This is a genomic window from Corynebacterium sp. AOP36-E1-14 (assembly GCF_052377495.1).
GTDB lineage: Bacteria > Actinomycetota > Actinomycetes > Mycobacteriales > Mycobacteriaceae > Corynebacterium.
Map to the genome: position 1 here is coordinate 18566 of NZ_JBQSWV010000006.1, position 17515 is coordinate 36080.

At 68.6% G+C, this 17515-nt stretch carries 15 protein-coding genes; 6 read left to right on the forward strand and 9 right to left on the reverse strand.

The window, feature by feature from the left end; all coding sequences use genetic code 11:
• Positions 1 to 56: 56 nt before the first annotated feature.
• Both ACT3TD_RS04250 and ACT3TD_RS04255 read left to right on the forward strand, forming a co-directional pair.
• Positions 57 to 1217, forward strand: coding sequence for an acyl-CoA dehydrogenase family protein (locus ACT3TD_RS04250; protein ID WP_441579294.1), 1161 nt, complete (start codon positions 57 to 59; stop codon positions 1215 to 1217).
• 13 nt (positions 1218 to 1230) lie between these two features.
• Positions 1231 to 2421, forward strand: coding sequence for an acyl-CoA dehydrogenase family protein (locus tag ACT3TD_RS04255; protein ID WP_301443238.1), 1191 nt, complete (start codon positions 1231 to 1233; stop codon positions 2419 to 2421).
• A gap of 195 nt (positions 2422 to 2616) precedes the next feature.
• Here ACT3TD_RS04255 and glnA read toward each other — a convergent pair whose 3' ends face one another.
• Complete coding sequence (glnA, locus tag ACT3TD_RS04260; RefSeq protein ID WP_301443237.1) at positions 2617 to 4053, reverse strand: type I glutamate--ammonia ligase; 1437 nt, start codon at positions 4051 to 4053, stop codon at positions 2617 to 2619.
• 371 nt (positions 4054 to 4424) lie between these two features.
• Between glnA and ACT3TD_RS04265 the strand changes: the two genes are divergently transcribed.
• Complete coding sequence (locus ACT3TD_RS04265) at positions 4425 to 4913, forward strand: RDD family protein (protein ID WP_301443243.1); 489 nt, start codon at positions 4425 to 4427, stop codon at positions 4911 to 4913.
• 168 nt (positions 4914 to 5081) lie between these two features.
• On the opposite strand, the gene ACT3TD_RS04270 is transcribed toward ACT3TD_RS04265, so the two are convergent.
• The 4 genes from ACT3TD_RS04270 to sucB all read right to left on the reverse strand — a co-directional run bounded on the left by ACT3TD_RS04270 (position 5082) and on the right by sucB (position 9550).
• Entirely contained in the window at positions 5082 to 5858 is a 777-nt protein-coding gene (locus tag ACT3TD_RS04270; protein ID WP_441583026.1) for a DUF4191 domain-containing protein, read from the reverse strand.
• A 66-nt stretch (positions 5859 to 5924) separates the two neighbouring features.
• Positions 5925 to 6971, reverse strand: a complete 1047-nt coding sequence (gene lipA, locus ACT3TD_RS04275) for a lipoyl synthase (protein WP_301442526.1) — start codon at positions 6969 to 6971, stop codon at positions 5925 to 5927.
• A gap of 74 nt (positions 6972 to 7045) precedes the next feature.
• Complete coding sequence (lipB, locus tag ACT3TD_RS04280; protein WP_301442525.1) at positions 7046 to 7783, reverse strand: lipoyl(octanoyl) transferase LipB; 738 nt, start codon at positions 7781 to 7783, stop codon at positions 7046 to 7048.
• A gap of 54 nt (positions 7784 to 7837) precedes the next feature.
• On the reverse strand, positions 7838 to 9550 hold the full coding sequence (sucB, locus tag ACT3TD_RS04285) for a 2-oxoglutarate dehydrogenase, E2 component, dihydrolipoamide succinyltransferase (protein ID WP_301442524.1): 1713 nt from the start codon (positions 9548 to 9550) through the stop codon (positions 7838 to 7840).
• 254 nt (positions 9551 to 9804) lie between these two features.
• Between sucB and ACT3TD_RS04290 the strand changes: the two genes are divergently transcribed.
• Positions 9805 to 10197, forward strand: a complete 393-nt coding sequence (locus ACT3TD_RS04290; RefSeq protein WP_301442523.1) for an oxidoreductase — start codon at positions 9805 to 9807, stop codon at positions 10195 to 10197.
• Between the two features lies 1 nt (position 10198).
• Here ACT3TD_RS04290 and ACT3TD_RS04295 read toward each other — a convergent pair whose 3' ends face one another.
• A complete protein-coding gene (locus tag ACT3TD_RS04295) occupies positions 10199 to 11833 on the reverse strand; it encodes a leucyl aminopeptidase (protein ID WP_301442522.1) in 1635 nt (544 codons plus the stop codon).
• A 103-nt stretch (positions 11834 to 11936) separates the two neighbouring features.
• On the opposite strand from ACT3TD_RS04295, the gene ACT3TD_RS04300 reads away from it, so the two are divergent.
• The gene (locus ACT3TD_RS04300; protein WP_301442521.1) at positions 11937 to 13073 is read left to right on the forward strand and encodes a branched-chain amino acid aminotransferase; all 1137 of its coding nucleotides are present in this window, start codon (positions 11937 to 11939) and stop codon (positions 13071 to 13073) included.
• Positions 13074 to 13163: 90 nt separating this feature from the next.
• On the opposite strand, the gene ACT3TD_RS04305 is transcribed toward ACT3TD_RS04300, so the two are convergent.
• Together ACT3TD_RS04305 and ACT3TD_RS04310 are read right to left on the reverse strand one after the other, a co-directional pair.
• Positions 13164 to 14093, reverse strand: a complete 930-nt coding sequence (locus tag ACT3TD_RS04305; RefSeq protein WP_301442520.1) for a nicotinate-nucleotide--dimethylbenzimidazole phosphoribosyltransferase — start codon at positions 14091 to 14093, stop codon at positions 13164 to 13166.
• Positions 14093 to 14797, reverse strand: coding sequence for a DUF3043 domain-containing protein (locus tag ACT3TD_RS04310; RefSeq protein WP_301442519.1), 705 nt, complete (start codon positions 14795 to 14797; stop codon positions 14093 to 14095). The genes ACT3TD_RS04305 and ACT3TD_RS04310 overlap by 1 nt, the downstream gene beginning before the upstream one ends.
• Positions 14798 to 14958: 161 nt before the next feature.
• On the opposite strand from ACT3TD_RS04310, the gene ACT3TD_RS04315 reads away from it, so the two are divergent.
• Entirely contained in the window at positions 14959 to 15315 is a 357-nt protein-coding gene (locus ACT3TD_RS04315) for a HesB/IscA family protein (protein WP_301442518.1), read from the forward strand.
• A gap of 106 nt (positions 15316 to 15421) precedes the next feature.
• On the opposite strand, the gene asnB is transcribed toward ACT3TD_RS04315, so the two are convergent.
• Positions 15422 to 17359: an asparagine synthase (glutamine-hydrolyzing) gene (gene asnB / locus ACT3TD_RS04320; RefSeq protein WP_301442517.1), complete on the reverse strand. Its 1938-nt coding sequence runs from the start codon at positions 17357 to 17359 to the stop codon at positions 15422 to 15424.
• Between the last annotated feature and the right edge of the window lie 156 nt (positions 17360 to 17515).

Consider the following 17515-nt stretch of genomic DNA (forward strand, 5'->3'; position numbering starts at 1 on the left):
CTGGGTCACGTTCCATGAAGATCAGTGATGCAGCACATATGTGAGGAGCAGTGCCCGTGAATCTCGAGCTCTCGGAGGAGGACGTCGCCTTCCGCGACAGACTCCGCGGTATTTTCGCTGACGTGCCCGCGGAGATCCGCGACCGCATGCGCGCCGGCCACGTCACCCGCGACGACATCGTCGCCGCGCAGCGCGTCCTGAACCACCACGGTGTCGCCGTCCCGCACTGGCCGGTCGAGTACGGCGGGCAGGACTGGACCCCCGTCCAGTCCCACATCTACACCAACGAACTGCAGCGGGCCGGCATCCCTGAACCGCTGGCCTTCAACACCGGCATGGTCGGCCCCGTGATCGCCGCGTTCGGCAGCGAGGAGATCAAGGACCGGTTCCTGGCGAAGACCGCCAACCTGGACATCTGGTGGGCGCAGGGCTTCTCCGAACCCGGCGCAGGCTCCGACCTGGCGGGCCTGTCGACAACCGCCGTGCGCGACGGCGACCACTACGTGGTCAACGGGCAGAAGACCTGGACCACGCTGGGCCAGTACGGCGAGTGGATGTTCCTGCTGGCCCGTACCGACCCCTCGGCGCCGAAGAAGCAGCAGGGGATCTCCTTTCTGCTCGTCGACCTGGACACCCCGGGCATCGAGCGCCGCCCCATCCGCCTGATCGACGGGTCCGTGGAGGTCAACGAGTTCTTCTTCACCGACGTGCGCATCCCGGTGGAGAACCTCGTCGGAGAGGAGAACAAGGGCTGGACCTACGCCAAGTTCCTGCTCGGCAACGAGCGCAACGGCATCACCCAGGTCGGCACGAGCCAACGCCAGTACGCCGACGTCGTGGAGGCGGCGGCGCAGCGCACCCTCGGCGGGCGCTGCGTGATCGACGACCCCCTGTTCCGCGACCGCCTCTACGACGTGAAGCTGCGGCTCAAGGCGGTCGAGGCCACGCAGCTGCGGGTGACCGCCACGAGCACGGACGGTAAGCCCAGCCCGCTGTCCTCGATGCTGAAGATCGAGGGCAGCCGCCTGCTCCAGGAGATCAACGAGCTGGCCGTCGAGGCGCTCGGCAGCGACGCCGTCGAGATCACCGGTGACGAGCACGGGGACGAGCACGGCGATGCCGTCGTGCGCTACCTCAACAACCGCAAGGTCTCCATCTACGGGGGCACCAACGAGGTCCAGGCGAACGTCATCGCCAAGGCCATCCTCGGACTCTAGGAGCGACACGACCATGGATCTTTCCCTGACAGACGAGCAGCGCATGCTCGCCGACTCCGTCCGCAGCGTCTTCTCCGGCGCCGAGGACGACCCCACCAGTGGTGCCGACGCCCCGGACGGGGCGCTCACCTTCCGCCGGGACCTCTGGCGGCAGGCCGCGGAACTCGGGATGACGGGCCTCGTCATCGACGAGAGGTACGACGGCGCGGGGGCGGGCGTGGGCGAGGCCTACGCCGCCGCCGGCGTGCTCGGCGACCTCGCCGTCCCCGAACCGGTCACCGACCTGGCGCACGTCCCGGCGTGGCTGCTGCAGGACCTCGGCTCAGAGGACCAGAAGTCGACATGGTTGCCGGGCATCGCCACCGGTGAGCGGCTCGTGGCGCTCGCCCACGCCGAAGCGGGCACGGGCTGGTCCGACCCGCGTGGCGCCACCGTCGTCGACGGTCGGCTCAGCGGCACCAAGCGGGCGGTCGCCGCCCCCGGCGACGTGGACGCCTTCCTCGTCACCGCGGTGCAGGACGGTGCCCTCGGCGTCTACCTCGTCACCGCCGACGACGGCGTGACGGTGAGCGTCCACCGTGACGCGCAGTGGGCCCCGGTCGGGAGTGTGGAGTTCCGCGACGCCCCGGCCGAGCGGCTCGACGGCGACGGCTCGGAGCAGGCACCGGAACAGGCGCCGGAACAGGCTCTGCGCCGTGCCGTCGCACTGGCGCGTGTCGTCGAGGGCGGTCGGGCGGCGGGGCTGATGGGCGCGGCGATGACGCGGACCGTGGAGTACCTGAAGGTCCGCAAGCAGTTCGGCGTGACCCTCAACAACTTCCAGGTGCTGACACACAGGGCCGCCCAGCTGTACTCGGACGTGGAGCTGGCCCGTTCCACCGCCCTGTGGGCTGCGGCCATGGCGGAGACGGCAGAGGCGGCAGACAACGGCGAAATTGGTCTTGAGGAGCTCGAGGCCGCGGCGTTGGACAGCTACGTCTTCCTCGCCCGGCAGGCCCGGGTGGTGGCCGAGGAGTCGATCCAGCTGCACGGTGGCATCGGCGTGACCTACGAGACCGCGGTCAGCCACTACGCGGCGGCGTTGACCGGCTTCCGGCAGCTCTACGGCGGCGTACTCGAGGCCAGGGGAGAGGGTGTGGCGTCCAAGGGGCTGGTGGATACGCCGAGTGCGCTGCTGAACAACCAACTGTTCACCTACGGCTAGGACGGGGCACCACACGGAGCACCCCGCGCCGCGTGCCGGATTCGGTCTTCGCGTGCCGGCGGAGGGACGGATCCGGCACGTGACGCGGGGGCGTCGTCCGGGCGACCGGCAGGGCGTCCGGCAGACATACGGGAGAACCCCCGCCACAAGAACGTGTGGCGGGGGTTCGGCTCCGTGCCGTCGAGGTGTACCGGACTAGCAGTCGTAGTACAGCTCGAACTCGTGCGGGGTCGGGCGCAGACGGGCCGGGGAGATCTCATTCTCGTACTTGTACGCGATGTAGGTCTCCAGCAGGTCGTCGGTGAAGACGCCACCCTCGGTGAGGAACTCGTTGTCGTCCTCCAGGGCCTTCAGCGCGGCCTCGAGGGAGGTCGGCGCGGTCGGGATGGTGGCGGCCTCCTCCGGGGGAAGCTCGTAGAGGTCCTTGTCGACCGGGGCGTGCGGCTCGATGCGGTTCTTGATGCCGTCGAGGCCGGCGAGCATCATCGCTGCCATACCCAGGTAGGGGTTGCCCGAGGGGTCCGGCGCGCGGAACTCGAGGCGCTTGGCCTTCGGGTTGGAGCCGGTGATCGGGATACGTACCGCGGCGGAGCGGTTACGCTGCGAGTAGACCAGGTTGATGGGGGCCTCGAAGCCCGGCACCAGACGGTGGTAGGAGTTCAGCGTGGGGTTGGTGAACGCCAGGACCGCACCGGCGTGGTGCAGGATGCCGCCGATGTAGTAGCGGGCCAGGTCGGACAGGCCGGCGTAGCCTGCCTCGTCGTGGAACAGCGGCTTGCCGTCCTTCCACAGCGACTGGTGGGCGTGCATGCCCGAACCGTTGTCACCGGCCAGCGGCTTCGGCATGAACGTCGCCGACTTGCCGTGGGCGGCGGCGGTGTTCTTGATGATGTACTTGAACGACTGCAGGTCGTCGGCGGCGTGCAGCAGGGTGTTGAACTTGTAGTTGATCTCCTGCTGTCCACCGGTGCCCACCTCGTGGTGGAAGCGCTCGAGGTCGTAACCGGAGGCCGCGAGGTTCTTCACCATCTCGTCGCGCACGTCCACGGTCTGGTCGTACGGCGGGACCGGGAAGTAACCGCCCTTGACGCGGGTCTTGTAGCCGGTGTTCGGGGTGCCGTCGGTGTTGGTGTCCTTACCGCGGTTCCACCAGCCCTCGTTGGAGTCGACCTCGTAGAACGCGGAGTTCTGGTCGGCGGAGTAGCGCACCTTGTCGAAGAGGTAGAACTCGGCCTCCAGGCCGAAGTTGCAGGTGTCGGCGATGCCGGTGGACGCGAGGTACTCCTCGGCCTTGCGGGCGACGTTGCGCGGGTCCCGGGAGAAGGGCTCACGGGTGAACGGGTCGTGGACGAAGAACTTCACGTTCAGGGTCTTGGTCTTGCGGAACGGGTCGACCTTCGCCGTCGCCAGGTCGGGCAGCAGGTTCATGTCCGACTCGTCGATGGTGGTGAAGCCGCGGACCGAGGAGCCGTCGAAGGCCAGGCCGGTCTCGATGGCGTCCTCGTCGAAGGCGGCCGCGGGAATGGTGAAGTGCTGCTCCACGCCGGGGACGTCAGTGAATCGGACGTCGACGAACTCGATGTCGTTGTCCGCGATGTACTTCGTGACCTCTTCGGCCGTCTTAAATGCCACTTCTGGACTCCTTGCAGTCATGTTCGACCCAACTCGTTGTCTCGTTGTCTCACGATGGGATTTCACCCTGCCGGGTGCGTCGGGAGCGATTCTATTGTGGGGTTGTTGCCCTAATGTCAATCCAATGTTACCGGCGTGTAACTGGTCGTCACTGCCGGTGGGACGAAAGGGGTTGCGCTCCGGGGCCGAAATGGTCGTCCCCGGCCGGGGCGTGACCTCAAGGATACGGGCAGTGGCATTCGGGTGTGCACAGTCGGGGTGTACCACCGCAGAATTGGGGGGCCGTCACAGGGCCGGTACGCTTGAGCATCATGGCGAAACGGCAGAACAGCAGTGGTACCGGTGATGAGCGTCGTCAGCGTCGCAAAGGCATGCGGGAGGACCGTGCCCGGCAACCGAGTTGGCTGGAGGGGCCCCAGGTCCCCGGCAAGTACGAGGACCCCCACGACCTGAGCTCCTACCCGGGCAAACTGCTCGGACTGCCTGCGTCCGGGCCGGGCTCGGTCTCCCCGATCTTCCCGCGCACGCTGGCTCTTCTGGTGGACTGGCTGATCTGCTACGGCATCGCCTTCTTCATCACCCAGATGACCGACGCGCTGGGCGGGGTGTCCACCGTGGTGCTGATGGTCTGGGTCGTGTGGCGGGTCGTCACGGTGTGGCTGTTCGGGCAGTCACCGGGCCACGCACTGCTCGGCATCGGCGTCGCCCGCGTGGACGACCCGGACGCCCGTGTCGGCTTCGTGCGCGCGGTGGTGCGCACCGTGCTGACCATCTTCCTGTTCCCGCCGCTGATCCAGGACACCGACAGTCGCGGCATGCACGACCGGGCGACGGGTACCGCGGTGATCCGCACCCGCTGACCGTCGCGGACCTCGCACACGAAACCCCGCGCGGATGGTGGTCCTGACCCCTCAGACCGACATCCGCGCGGGGTTTCGTGCACTGCGGCGCGACGTACGAGGAACCCCCGGGAACCGTCCACGTGTCGGACGGTCCCCGGGGGTTCTTCAGGCCCTCTGGGAGAGGGGTCAGCCCTTCTTGTTGCGCTGGGCGGCGCGACGGGCACGGCGGTTCACGCCGGCCGGGTTCGCGGCGTTGCGCGGCATCGGACCCTTCGGGAGCATCGACTCACGCGAGTGCAGGCGGGCGATCGACTCCACCTTGCTGTTGAGGCCGTCGACCTCGTTCTTCTTGATGTTGCGCGGCAGACGGACCAGGTGGTTCTGCAGCTTGCGGATCTGGACCTCGTCCTCACCCTCGCCGACGTACACGTCGTAGATCGGGGTGTTGCCGAGGATGCGGGCCAGACGCTTGCGCTCCTGGGCCATCATCGGCTTCAGACGGTGCCGGCTTCCCTCGCCGACGAGCACCACACCGGGCACGCCGACCACGCGGTGGATGGCGTCCATGTGGGTGTTCGAGGCCACGGCGGTCTCGGTGATCCACTTGACGCCGACACCGTCACGCAGGTTCTGCAGCGCCCAACCGGCGGCACCTGCCTCGCCCTCGATCTGGTCGTACACACCGGCCTGCAGACGGCGGGAGAAGACCCAGAAGCCCACCATCACACCGATGGCGATACCCACGATGAGGTTCAGCCACCACCAGCCGAAGAAGTAGCTGAGCCCCAGCATGACCAGCACCGGGACAAGGAACCCCAGCAGCATGTAGGGGATGAGCTTCTTGTCCTTCTTGCGCTGCATCTGGAAGGCCTGCCACATCTGGCCTCGCGTCTGCTTGCGACGTGACTTCTTGGCGGCCTTCTCGAGCCGCTTGTTTTCTTTCTCCCGGGGATCCTTCGCCATACCGCCTACCTTAGAACATCGGAGCCCCAGGACCGACAACGGCCATCCGCCGGGGCGGGGAACAACTTACCGGGCGGACGAGACCGGGGTCTCGACCGACGGGCCGTACTTGTCCAGCAGGGTGCTGGCCTCCTGGCTGGTGGTGGACCCCAGGGTCTCGCCGAGGTGGGCGAGGTTGTCCGGAAGCGACTCGCCGCGGGCGGCCTTGGCCTCGGCGTAGAGACGCCCGGAACGGTAGGACGAACGGACCAACGGGCCGGACATGACCGCACCGAAGCCGAGCTCCTTGGCGAACTCGGAGTGCTCCATGAACTCCTCCGGCTTCACCCACCGCTCGATCGGGTGGTGCATCGAGGTCGGGCGCAGGTACTGGGTGATGGTGATGATGTCGCAGCCGGCGTCCTTCAGGTCGGTCAGGGAGGACTGCACCTCCTCGGCCGTCTCACCCATGCCCAGGATCAGGTTCGACTTCGTCACCAGGCCGAAGTCACGGGCGGCACGGATGACCTCCAGGGACCGGTCGTAGCGGAAGGCCGGACGGATGCGCTTGAAGATGCGCGGCACGGTCTCCAGGTTGTGGGCGAAGACCTCGGGGCGTGCCTCGAAGACCTCGGCCAGCAGGTCGGGCTTCGCGGAGAAGTCCGGGGTGAGGTTCTCCACGCCGGTGTGCGGGTTGACCTCGTGGACCTTGCGCACGATCTCGGCGTACAGCCACGCGCCCTCGTCGTCGAGGTCGTCGCGGGTCACGCCGGTGATGGTGGCGTAGCGCAGGTCCATCTCGCGGATGTTCTCCGCCACGCGGCGCGGCTCGTCACGGTCCAGCGGGGTGGGCTTGCCGGACTTGATCTGGCAGAAGTCACATCGACGAGAACAGGTGTCGCCACCGATGAGGAAGGACGCCTCGCGTTCCTCCCAGCACTCGTGGATGTTGGGGCAGCCGGCCTCCTGGCACACCGTGTGCAGCCCGGCACCGGCGACCCGGGACTTCATGTCACGGTATTCCGGGCCCATCTTGGCCTGCGTGCGGATCCACCGCGGCTTCTGCTCGATGGGGGTCTGGGAGTTCTTCGCCTCGATGCGGAGAAGTCGTCGTCCGTCTGATGTAACAGTCACGGCCCCCACCCTACGCTGCATCGTTCAGTGACGCTAACTGACTCCCATCGTCGAAAGCAGACCAAAAAGCCTGTTCAGGACGGTACGGCGCCGTGTGCGAGCTCCTCCGGGACGTCCACCTCCGACATCTCGAGCGCCCCGTCCAGTGCGTCGAGCAGGTGTCCGGTGAAGATCCCGGTGACGTCGGCGACGGTCACGTCGCGGCCCAGTTCCTCCGACAGGGTGGTCACCCCGGTGTCCGCCAGGCCGCAGGGCACGATGTGGTCGTAGTACTCCAGGGTGTTGTCGCAGTTCAGTGCCACACCGTGCATCGTGACCCCGCGGGTGACGCGGATGCCGACGGCGGCGACCTTCCGGGCGGGGACGAGCTCGCCGCGGCGCAGCCCGGCGGGCAGCCACACGCCGGAGCGTCCGGGGACGCGTCCGGCGTTCTCCAGCCCGACCTCACGGCACGTCGCGAGGACGGCCTCCTCGATCCGACGGACGTAGTCGACCACGTCGATCGGGTCGGCGAGCTTCACGATCGGGTAGGCGACGAGCTGCCCCGGCCCGTGCCAGGTGATCCGGCCACCGCGGTCCACGTCGACGACGGGCAGGCCGTTGGTGGGCAGGTCCTCGGGCTGGGTGCGTTTGCCGGCGGTGTAGGTCGGCGGGTGCTGGAGCAGGAGCACGGTGTCGTCGATCTCGCCGTCGGCACGGCGGCGGGCGAGTTCGGCCTGACGGTCCCAGGTGGACAGGTAGTCCACCGTCCCGAGGTCGTCGACGGTGACCGGAGAGTCCGACAGCCGGATGGATCCGTGTTGATATCCCATGACTAACGACTCTACCCCGCCGCCGCACAAGTGCGGGGACGGGGTAGGACGGGGTCAGGAGCGGACTCCGATCTCCAGGTCGGAGCTGAAGTCGATGTTCTCCAGGCGGTCGCGGACGGTGGTCAGGAACCGTCCGGCGTCAGCACCGTCGACGACCTGGTGGTCGTAGGTCATCGGCAGGTAGACCATGCTGCGGATGGCGATGCTGTCCGAGCCGTCCTCGGTGATGACGACCGGGCGCTTGCGGATCGCGCCGGTGCCGATCATCGCGGCCTGCGGCGGGACCAGGATCGGGGTGTCGGTCAGCGCGCCCTCGGAGCCGATGTTGGTGATGGTGAAGGTGCCACCGGTGACGTCGTTCGGCTTGAGCTTCTTGTTGCGGGCCCGGTCGGCGATGTCGGCGATGGCCTGGGCCAGCTCCGGCAGGGACATGTCCTGCGCGTCGTGGATGACCGGGGACAGCAGGCCGTCCTTGGTGTCCACGGCGATGCCGAGGTTCACCTTGCCGTGGTAGGTCATCTCCTGGGTGTCGGCGTTGTAGGACGCGTTCACGTTCGGGTGGGCGACCAGCGCCTCCACGATGGCCTTGGCGAAGAACGGCAGGAACGTGAGGTTCAGGCCGTGCTTGTCCTGGAAGGCGGCCTTGGACGCCTTGCGCAGCTCGGCGACGTGGGTCATGTCGACCTCGTGGACCTGCGTGAGCTGGGCCGCACCGTGCAGGGACTCCAGCGTGGTCTTCGCGGTGATCGCACGGATGCGGTTGACCTTCTGGGTGGTGCCGCGCAGCGACGCCTTCTCCGGGTCGACGCCCTTGGCGGGAGCCTTCTCGGCCTTCTTGGTGGAGCCACCCTCGGCGACGGCGAGGACGTCCTGCTTACGGATGCGTCCACCGACACCGGTGCCCTCCACGGAGGAGAGGTCCACGCCGTGCTTCTCGGCGAGCTTGCGCACCAGCGGGGTCACGTAGGGCAGGTTGCCGTCGGAGGGCTCGCCGGCGTCGGACGCGGGAGCCTTCTCCTCCTTGGGCTCCTCCTTCTTCGGGGCCTCCTTCTTGGGCTCCGGTGCCGACTCCTTGGCGGGCTCGGCCTTCTTCTCCGGCTCCTTCTCGGGCTCCGGGGCCGGCTCCTTGGCGGGCTCCTCGGCCGGTGCGGCGGAGGCGTCGCCCACGCGGGCGATCACACCGCCGACGTCGATGGTGTCGTCCTCCTCGGCGAGGATCTCCAGCAGCGTACCCGCGACCGGGGACGGAACCTCGGTGTCGACCTTGTCGGTGGAGACCTCCAGGAGGGGCTCGTCGACCTCGACCTCGTCGCCGACCTTCTTCAGCCACTGGGTGATGGTGCCCTCGGTGACGGACTCGCCGAGCTCCGGCATCGTCACGTCGGTGCCCGCGCCACCGCCGTTGGACGCTGCGGGCTTGGACTCCGCGGCCGGCTCTGCAGCCGGCTCCTCGGCCGGTTCGTCGGCAGGCTCCTCGGCCGGCTCCTCGTCAGCGGAGTCAGCGGAGTCGGCGGAACCTGCGGTCTCGCCCTCCTCACCGATCTCGGCGATGACGGCACCGACGTCAACGGTGTCGTCCTCGTCGGCGATGATCTTCAGCAGAACACCGGAGGCGGGGGAGGGGATCTCCGTGTCGACCTTGTCCGTGGAGACCTCGAGCAGGGGTTCGTCGACCTCCACGGTGTCGCCGACCTTCTTCAGCCACTGGGTGACAGTGCCTTCTGTGACGGATTCGCCCAGCTCGGGCATTTCGACGGAGTGCGCCATGGTGTTGAAGCTCCTAGTTAACGACGGGGTACAGATGTGGAGTACGTGGATCGGTCCGCGGTACCCAGAGAAGTACGCAGAGAAAAACAGAGAAGTGGTCTCTGACCGAATACTATATATGGTACCGCTGCTGGAGTCGTTCTGCTGGCACGGGGTTCCCACAACCGGGGGCCTGACCCGTCCCAGGCCGGCTCTGAGTCGACCTGAGCCGGGGCCGTGGTCGGGATGTACGGAGTTCACCTAGTATCGGTGACGTGTTCAACATCTTTGGCCGATCACGTCGTTCCGGACCCCGCCCGCCCCGGGCCCCGGGTGGTAAGGCACGGCAACACGACCTCGACTACCTGCGCCACTGGGCTGCGCAGCGCCAGGGGGTGGAGGGGTTCGTGGAGCCTGAGACGCTGGTCAACGAGATGTCCGTGGTGCTCGTGGACGCCACCGGGGAGTGGACGCGCCGGCGTATCGGCGGTCCCCGCGGCGTGGACGAGGTGGCCGACGTCACCGGTGTCCGGTTGTTCGACGCGGAGAAGACCGGCTACCCGCAGCGCATGCGCGACCGGATCGAACGCGACCGGATCATCCGCAAGCGTCTCGAGCAGCAGGAGCGCCGGGCGCGCTTCGAGGAGCGCCGCGCGGACGGGGAGTGAGTCAGGCGGGGTCGTCGGCCGTCGTCGCGGAGAGCTCCTCCAGGAGCGCGATGATCGTGCGGACCGGCACACCGGTCCCGCGCCGCGGCGTGTACCCGTGGGCGCCGGCGGTGTTGTACGACGGCCCGGCCACGTCGATGTGCACCCACGGCAGACCATCCGGCACGAACGCCGCCAGGTAGTGGCCGGCGGCGGCCATGCCGCCCCAGGGCTTCTTGCCGGTGTTGCGCAGGTCCGCCACGTCGGAGCGGATGTCGCGGGCGATCTCCGCGGGCAGGGGCATCGGCCAGGCGTCCTCGCCGGTGGCCCGTGAGACGGCGGACACCCGGTCGCGGAACACCGGTGAGCCCATGACCGCCGGCACGCGGTCGCCGAGGGAGCGGACCTGGGCACCGGTGAGCGTGGAGGTCTCCACGAGGAAGTCGGGGTCGTCCTCGGCGGCGCGGGCCATGGCGTCACCGAGGATCAGGCGCCCCTCGGCGTCGGTGTTGAGGATCTCGGTCGTCGTCCCGCCGTAGTGGCGCAGGACGTCACCGGGGCGGGTGGCGGTGCCGTCGGGCATGTTCTCCGCCAGCGGCACGGTCGCGGTGACCTGCACCGGGAGCTCCAGCTCCGCCGCGGCGACCACGGCGGCGACCACCGCCGCCGAACCGCCCATGTCGGAGATCATGTTGTCCATGCGCGGCGCGGGCTTCAACGAGATCCCGCCGGTGTCGAAGGTCACACCCTTGCCGACGAGCGCGACGTGCGGCGCGGCGGGGGAGGAACCGGACACCGTGGCGTCCGGCCGGTACGACACCCGCACCAGGCGCGGCGGGTGGGTGGACCCGCGGCCCACGCCGATGATCGCCCCGAACCCCTGCTCCGCCAGGTCCTGTTCGTCGAGCACCTCGACCTCGAGCCCGGACTGTGTGGCCAGCCCGGAGATGACCTCGGCGTAGCTCTGCGGGTACAGGACGTTCGCCGGCGCGTTGACGAGGTCGCGGGCGCAGCTCACCGCCTCGATCACGACGCAGGCGTGGGAGAAGTCCTCCCGCGCGGCGTCCGCCGCCGTCGGCCCGGACGGGGCGGCGACGATGAGCCGCGCGATGCCCCCGGCGTCCAGCACGGCGTCCTGCGCAGCGTCCTGAATGCTCCTGAAGCCCGTGTAGGTGTACGCCCCGAGGCCGTGGCCCTCGGTGGCGGGCCCGGTGCCGAGGGTGCCCAGCAGGCTCAGGGCGCTGATGCCGGCGGAGCCGGGGGTCCCCGTGGAGGCCCCTGTGGGGGCGCTCGTGGCGGCCATGCGGCCGAGCGCGCGGGACGCCTCCCCGGCCGCCGTGCGTAGCCCCTCGTCGGTCAGGGCGTCGGCGTCACCGAGGCCGACGGCCAGCAGCCGACGCGCCGCGATACCCGGGACGGTGGGCAGGGGGGACGTCTCGCCGGCGCGTCCGGACGCCCCGGCTGCCACCAGCGACTTCCAGATCGCCACCTGGGTCTCCCGGTCGAAGGCGGAGGAGCCGACGGACATCTCGACACCGTTGTCCCCGGAGAAGGACGGGACGACCAGCACGTCCACGTCCGCACCGGCGACCGTCGTGGTGTCGGTGAGCAGTTCGAGTGGCGGCATGGTGCCCCGGGGCAGGCGTGCGGATGTCATCCTTCACCTCAGTGTTGGTCGGAGTGGTCGTGGGCGGTCCCCTGCGGGCATGTGTCCCGGGCTTGTGTTTCGGGAAGGAACCGACGGGTCTAAGATACAGGCCATGTCTGATTCCGCGCCCGACAACTCATCGTCCCCCGTCTTCTCCCGCACACTGACGGAGAACCCCACCGCGTCCGGCACGATCGCCGACGTACTCACCAACCCGGGGTTCGGCACGTACTTCACCGACCACATGGTCGTCGTGGACTGGACCGAGGACGCCGGTTGGCACGATGCGCGGGTCGTGCCCTACGCCCCGGTGCCGATGGACCCGGCGACGTCGGTGTTCCACTACGGGCAGGCGATCTTCGAGGGCCTCAAGGCGTACCGCCAGCCGGACGGCTCGATCGCCACCTTCCGCCCCGAGAAGAACGCCGACCGGATCCGTTCCTCCGCCCGGCGCATCGCCATGCCGGAGGTCCCGGAGGACCTGTTCCTGGAGTCGCTGGCGCAGCTGACCGACGTCGACCGCGAGTGGGTCCCCGCCGCCGGCGGTGAGGCGGCGCTGTACCTGCGCCCCTTCCTGATCTCCACCGAGGTCGGCCTGGGCGTGCACCCTTCGTCGAGCTACAGCTACTACGTGATCGCCTCGCCGGCGGGCGCCTACTTCAAGGGCGGGGTCACCCCGGTCAGCGTGTGGCTGTCCACCGAGTACGTGCGCGCCGCCCCGGGAGGGACCGGCGCCGCGAAGTTCGCCGGCAACTACGCCGCCTCCCTGGCCGCGCAGGCGTACGCCGAGGAGAAGGGCTGCGACCAGGTCGTGTGGCTGGACGCCGCCACGCACACCACCGTGGAGGAGATGGGCGGCATGAACCTCGCCTTCATCTTCGGCGGTACCGACGGCGGCCCGGCAGAGCTGGTCACCCCGGAGCTCTCCGGTTCACTGCTGCCCGGTGTCACCCGCGACTCCCTGCTCCAGCTCGCCGCGGACGAGGGACTGAAGGTCACCGAGCGTCGCTTCACCGTGGAGGAGTGGCGGCGCACCGCGGCGTCCGGCGAGATGGCGGAGGCCTTCGCCTGCGGCACCGCCGCGGTGATCACCCCGGTCGGCACCGTGAAGGACCGTGACGGCGAGTTCCAGATCAACGGCGGCGAGCCGGGCGAGATCACCATGCGCCTGCGCGAGCGGCTGACCGGCATCCAGCGCGGCACTGTGGACGACACCCACGGGTGGAACCACACCCTCGTCCAGGCGTAGGACGCACGGAACAACCCCGTGAGGTCGGTGGCGCCGACCTCACGGGGTTGCTGTCTGCCTGGGGCTGGTCCTGGGCGCTAGTGCAGGGCGCTAGTTCACGGCGCAGGCCGCGGACAACAGGGGGAGCACGAGCAGGCCGGACGCCGCGGCCGGGGCGCCGAGCGCCCGGTCGATGACGGGCGTCAGGTCCAGGCGACGCAGTGCCGGCGCCGACGCCGGCTCGGTGGACGCGTCCGGAACGAGCCACCAGCGGGCAGTGCCCGGGGACACCGCGTCGGCGAGAAGTGCCGCCGCGAGACCCGTCACGCCGTCGAGGACGACCGGGGTGCGTCGCACGGCGGACTGCGACAGCAGGCCCGTGAGGAAGGCGATGTCGGGGGAGCCGATCTCGTCGAGGATCTCACGTACGGCCGTCTCGTCGACGGGACGTCGACGCCGCGACCGGGTACGGAACATCAGGTCGCGCACCGCTACGGTCTTGTGCTTCCACTGCTCGTCGGTGATCGGGGTGGGGCCGCCTCCGCGTCCCACCACCTTCACCGGCTCGACGTTGCACAGCGTGCCGATGAGCGCCGCTGCGGTCGTGGTCGCCCCGGCACCCACGGTGCCGGTGAGCAGCAGGGGGCGTCCGGAGTCGGCACGGGCGTCCGCCGTCTCGGCGCCGGCGTCCAGCCACCGGGAGTGCGGGGAATCCCCGTCGGCGGTGGAGTCGGTGGAGTCGAACTGCGTCACTGTGACGTCGACACCCGCCTGCTCGGCGAAGGCGGACAGCGGCGAGTCCCCGGACTCGATCCGGGCGGCCTCTGTCACGGCATGGCCCCAGGGCAGGGTCGACACCGGGCTCGCCGTCCCGTCAGCGGGACCAGCCGCGGCAGGGTCGGCCACGGCAGGGTCGGCGATGGCGTGGTCGGCGGCCGCGACGAGCAGTTCCGGGCGGACGTCCCGTTCCCGGAGTGCCTCGGCGCAGCCGGTCGACCCCGCCCACCCGGCGAGGTGCTGGAGTACCGGCTGGTCGGTCATCAGACCGCGTCGCCGATATTCACCTGGGGGGCGGGTGTGCGCATCTTGCGGATCATGGTGGCACGGGTGAAGGCGTAGAAGCCGATCGACCACTTGCCGAAGGAGTTGTCGGCGAAGCGTTCATTGACCAGCTTGTTGACCTTGCGGCCCAGGAAGAGGCCCTCGACGATGAGCACGATGATGATCACCATCATGAACAGGCTGAGGTACTGCGCGAGTACGGGCAGACGGGTGCCGAGGATCATCACGACGACCACGATCAGCGCCAGGGGGAGGAAGTAGTTCATCAGGTAACGGTGGGAGTCCACGTAGTTACGGACGAACAGCTTCTCCTTGCCCTGGTCGCGGGCCAGCAGGTAGTTCGGGTCACCTGCCATCATGCGCTCGTTGGCCTTGCGGCGGGACTCGGCGGCCTCGTCGCGCTGCTTGCGCTTGGCCTCCTTGTACTCGTCCTTGGACATCGAGCTCTTGTAGTCCTTCTTGCGCTGACGGGCCTCCTTGGGCGTCATCGGGGCGTCGTAGTGGACGCGCCGTACGCCGGTGGAGCGCTCGACCTCGTTGCGCTTCGGGGTCGGGCGTCCCTTCTTGGGGGTGTAGCCCTTCGGGGTCTGGGCGGCGTCGTCCGCTGCGCCGTCGATGCCGTCCAGGGTGGCGTCACCGGCCGCCACCTCGCTGTCGTCGTCTTTCTTCCACGGAAGTTTCACACCTCACAGGCTAGAGCACGGGAGGTTCACCCGACCAACGAGGGTGATGATCCGGGCGGGGCTGGTGGGCCGGTGTGCGGCCGGGTGCGGGAATAGATCACTGGATTTCATGGTTGATGGATAGTAGTTTGGGCATATCCGCATTACCGAGGAGGAAATTCATGACCGCTCCCGAGAAGACCGCCGAGAAGTCCACCGGTGTCGAGCTGACCAGCGCCGCCGCAGGTAAGGCCGCCGGCCTGCTGGCCCAGGAGGGTCGCGACGACCTTGCCCTGCGTATCGCGGTGCAGCCTGGTGGCTGCGCCGGGCTGCGTTACCAGCTCTTCTTCGACGACCGCACCCTGGACGGAGACCTCGTCGACGAGGTCGAGGGCGTCCGGCTGATCGTGGACAAGATGTCGGCGCCGTACCTGACCGGTGCGAAGATCGACTTCTCCGACACGATCGAGTCCCAGGGGTTCACCATCGACAACCCGAACGCCGGCGGGTCCTGCGCCTGCGGCGACTCGTTCAGCTAGACCTCACGGTCTGGCCCCGGACGGCCGAACTCCCCGCCCCAGTGACCTGGGTGCGGGGAGTTTCGTCTTTCCCGGGGGAGACTGCGGCGGGGACCGCCGCGGGGGACTAGAGCTGGACCGGGTAGTCCTGCTCGTCGATGTCCGGGTGGATGCGGTCCTCGACGAAGATGCCGTGCCAGATCATGAACGCGATGACCGTCCACAGGCGCCGGGAGTGGTCGGGGCCCGAACCGGTGGTCATCGACACGCGGTGCTCGTCCAGCATCGCCAGGACCTGCGCCTTGTCGAAGATGTGGTCGGTGTTGGACTCCTCGATGTTGCGCTTGGCCCAGTCGTAGAGCTCGTCGCCGGCGAGCCAGTGGCGCAGCGGGACCGGGAAGCCGAGCTTCTTCCGGTTGATCACGTGCTCGGGGACGATGAGCTCCAGGGCGCGGCGCAGGGCGTACTTCGTGGTCCCGTTGCCGACCTTGAGCTCGTGGGGGATCGTCTGCGCCACGTCGAAGACCACACGGTCCAGGAAGGGCACGCGCAGCTCCAGCGAGTTGGCCATGGTGATCTTGTCCGCCTTGACCAGGATGTCGCCGCGCAGCCAGGTGAACATGTCGAGGTGCTGCATCCGGGCGACCGGGTCCATGTCCTTCGACTTGGCGTAGATCGGGGCGGTGACCTCGCGGTGGTCCCATTCCGGGCGGGCGATGCGCAGCACCCGTTCGAGCTGCTCGTAGTTGAAGGAGCGGGCGTTGCCGTAGTAACGCTCCTCCATCGGCGTGGTGCCGCGCTGCAGCAGCGACTTGCCGCGCATCCCGTCCGGCAGGGCGTCGCCGAGGGTGCGCAGGACCTTCTTGATCGGGGAGGGGACCTTCTCGAACGGAGCGAGGGAGAGCGGCTCCTTGTAGATGGTGTAGCCACCGAAGAGTTCGTCGGCGCCCTCACCGGACAGCACGACCTTGACGTGCTTGCGTGCCTCCGCGGCCACGAAGTACAGGGGCACCAGGGCGGGGTCGGCCACCGGGTCGTCGAGGTACCAGATGATCTTCGGGACGGCGGCGGCGAACTCCTCGGGGGAGACGACCTTGACGATGTGCTCCACGCCGATCGCCGCGGCGGACTCGGCGGCCACGTCGACCTCGGAGTAGCCCTCGCGCTCGAACCCGGTGGTGAAGGTCAACAGGTCGGGGTTGTGCTGCTTGGCCAGTGAGGCGATGGCGGTGGAGTCGATGCCGCCGGAGAGGAAGGACCCCACGGTGACGTCGGCACGCATGTGCTTGGCCACGGAGTCCTGCAGGGCGTCGGCGATCTTCGTGTACAGCGCCTGCTCCGAACCCGCGGGAACCGGGGTGACGGGGAACGTCGGCTCGAAGTAGCGCACTGCCTTGACCTCGCCTCCCGGGGTGAGGGTGGCGTGGCAGCCGGACTCCAGGCGGCGGATCCCGGCGTGCAGCGTCTCCGGCTCCGGAACGTACTGCAGGTCGGTGTAGTGCGTGATCGCACGGTCATCAAGGTCGAGGCCTAGACCGATGGACTCGGCCATCGCCAGGATCGACTTCTTCTCGCTGCTGAAGGCGGTTCCTGCCGGGGTGGTGGCGTAGAACATCGGCTTGATGCCGAAGGGGTCGCGTGCGAGGAACATCGTGCGGTCCACGGCGTCCCACACGGCGAAGGCGAACATTCCGCGCAGGTGGTTGACCACGTCGGCCCCCCAGTGGTGGAAGCCGACGACGATGGTCTCCGAGTCGCCGGAGGTCTCGAACTCGTAGCCCTCGGCCTGCAGCTCCTCGCGGAGCTCGAGGTAGTTGTAGATCTCACCGTTGAAGGTCATCGAGTAGCGGGCGGGCTGGTCGGCCGGCCCCCACTGCAGAGGCTGGTGGGAGTGCTCGAGGTCGATGATCGACAGGCGGTTGAAGCCGAAGACCACGTCGTCGTCGTTCCAGGTGCCGTCCTCGTCCGGGCCGCGGTGCCGCATGCAGGGGAGGGCGTGGGCGGTGGTGTCCACGTAGTCGGGGGCGTCACCCTGTGCCGTCAGAAATCCAAGAAGTCCACACATGAGGTCTGGGGGTCATCTCCGTAAGTGTCGTCGGTGGCCGACGTCGCGGTGCCGGACGGATCCCTGCGCCGATTCATCGGTGGGGGATGCGGTCGGCGGACGTCAGCCTCGTGCGCGTGCGTAAGCCCTTTAGGATACTACCCGGCGCTGGCCTGG

Bases quoted from the DNA above. Each gene is read 5' to 3' on its own strand.
- ACT3TD_RS04255 (WP_301443238.1), top strand. From the start codon at position 1,231: ATGGATCTTTCCCTGACAGACGAGCAGCGCATGCTCGCCGACTCCGTC.
- ACT3TD_RS04265 (WP_301443243.1), top strand. From the start codon at position 4,425: ATGCGGGAGGACCGTGCCCGGCAACCGAGTTGGCTGGAGGGGCCCCAG.
- ACT3TD_RS04270 (WP_441583026.1), bottom strand. From the start codon at position 5,858: ATGGCGAAGGATCCCCGGGAGAAAGAAAACAAGCGGCTCGAGAAGGCC.
- lipB (WP_301442525.1), bottom strand. From the start codon at position 7,783: ATGGGATATCAACACGGATCCATCCGGCTGTCGGACTCTCCGGTCACC.
- sucB (WP_301442524.1), bottom strand. From the start codon at position 9,550: ATGGCGCACTCCGTCGAAATGCCCGAGCTGGGCGAATCCGTCACAGAA.
- ACT3TD_RS04295 (WP_301442522.1), bottom strand. From the start codon at position 11,833: ATGACATCCGCACGCCTGCCCCGGGGCACCATGCCGCCACTCGAACTG.
- ACT3TD_RS04300 (WP_301442521.1), top strand. From the start codon at position 11,937: ATGTCTGATTCCGCGCCCGACAACTCATCGTCCCCCGTCTTCTCCCGC.
- ACT3TD_RS04305 (WP_301442520.1), bottom strand. From the start codon at position 14,093: ATGACCGACCAGCCGGTACTCCAGCACCTCGCCGGGTGGGCGGGGTCG.
- ACT3TD_RS04315 (WP_301442518.1), top strand. From the start codon at position 14,959: ATGACCGCTCCCGAGAAGACCGCCGAGAAGTCCACCGGTGTCGAGCTG.
- asnB (WP_301442517.1), bottom strand. From the start codon at position 17,359: ATGTGTGGACTTCTTGGATTTCTGACGGCACAGGGTGACGCCCCCGAC.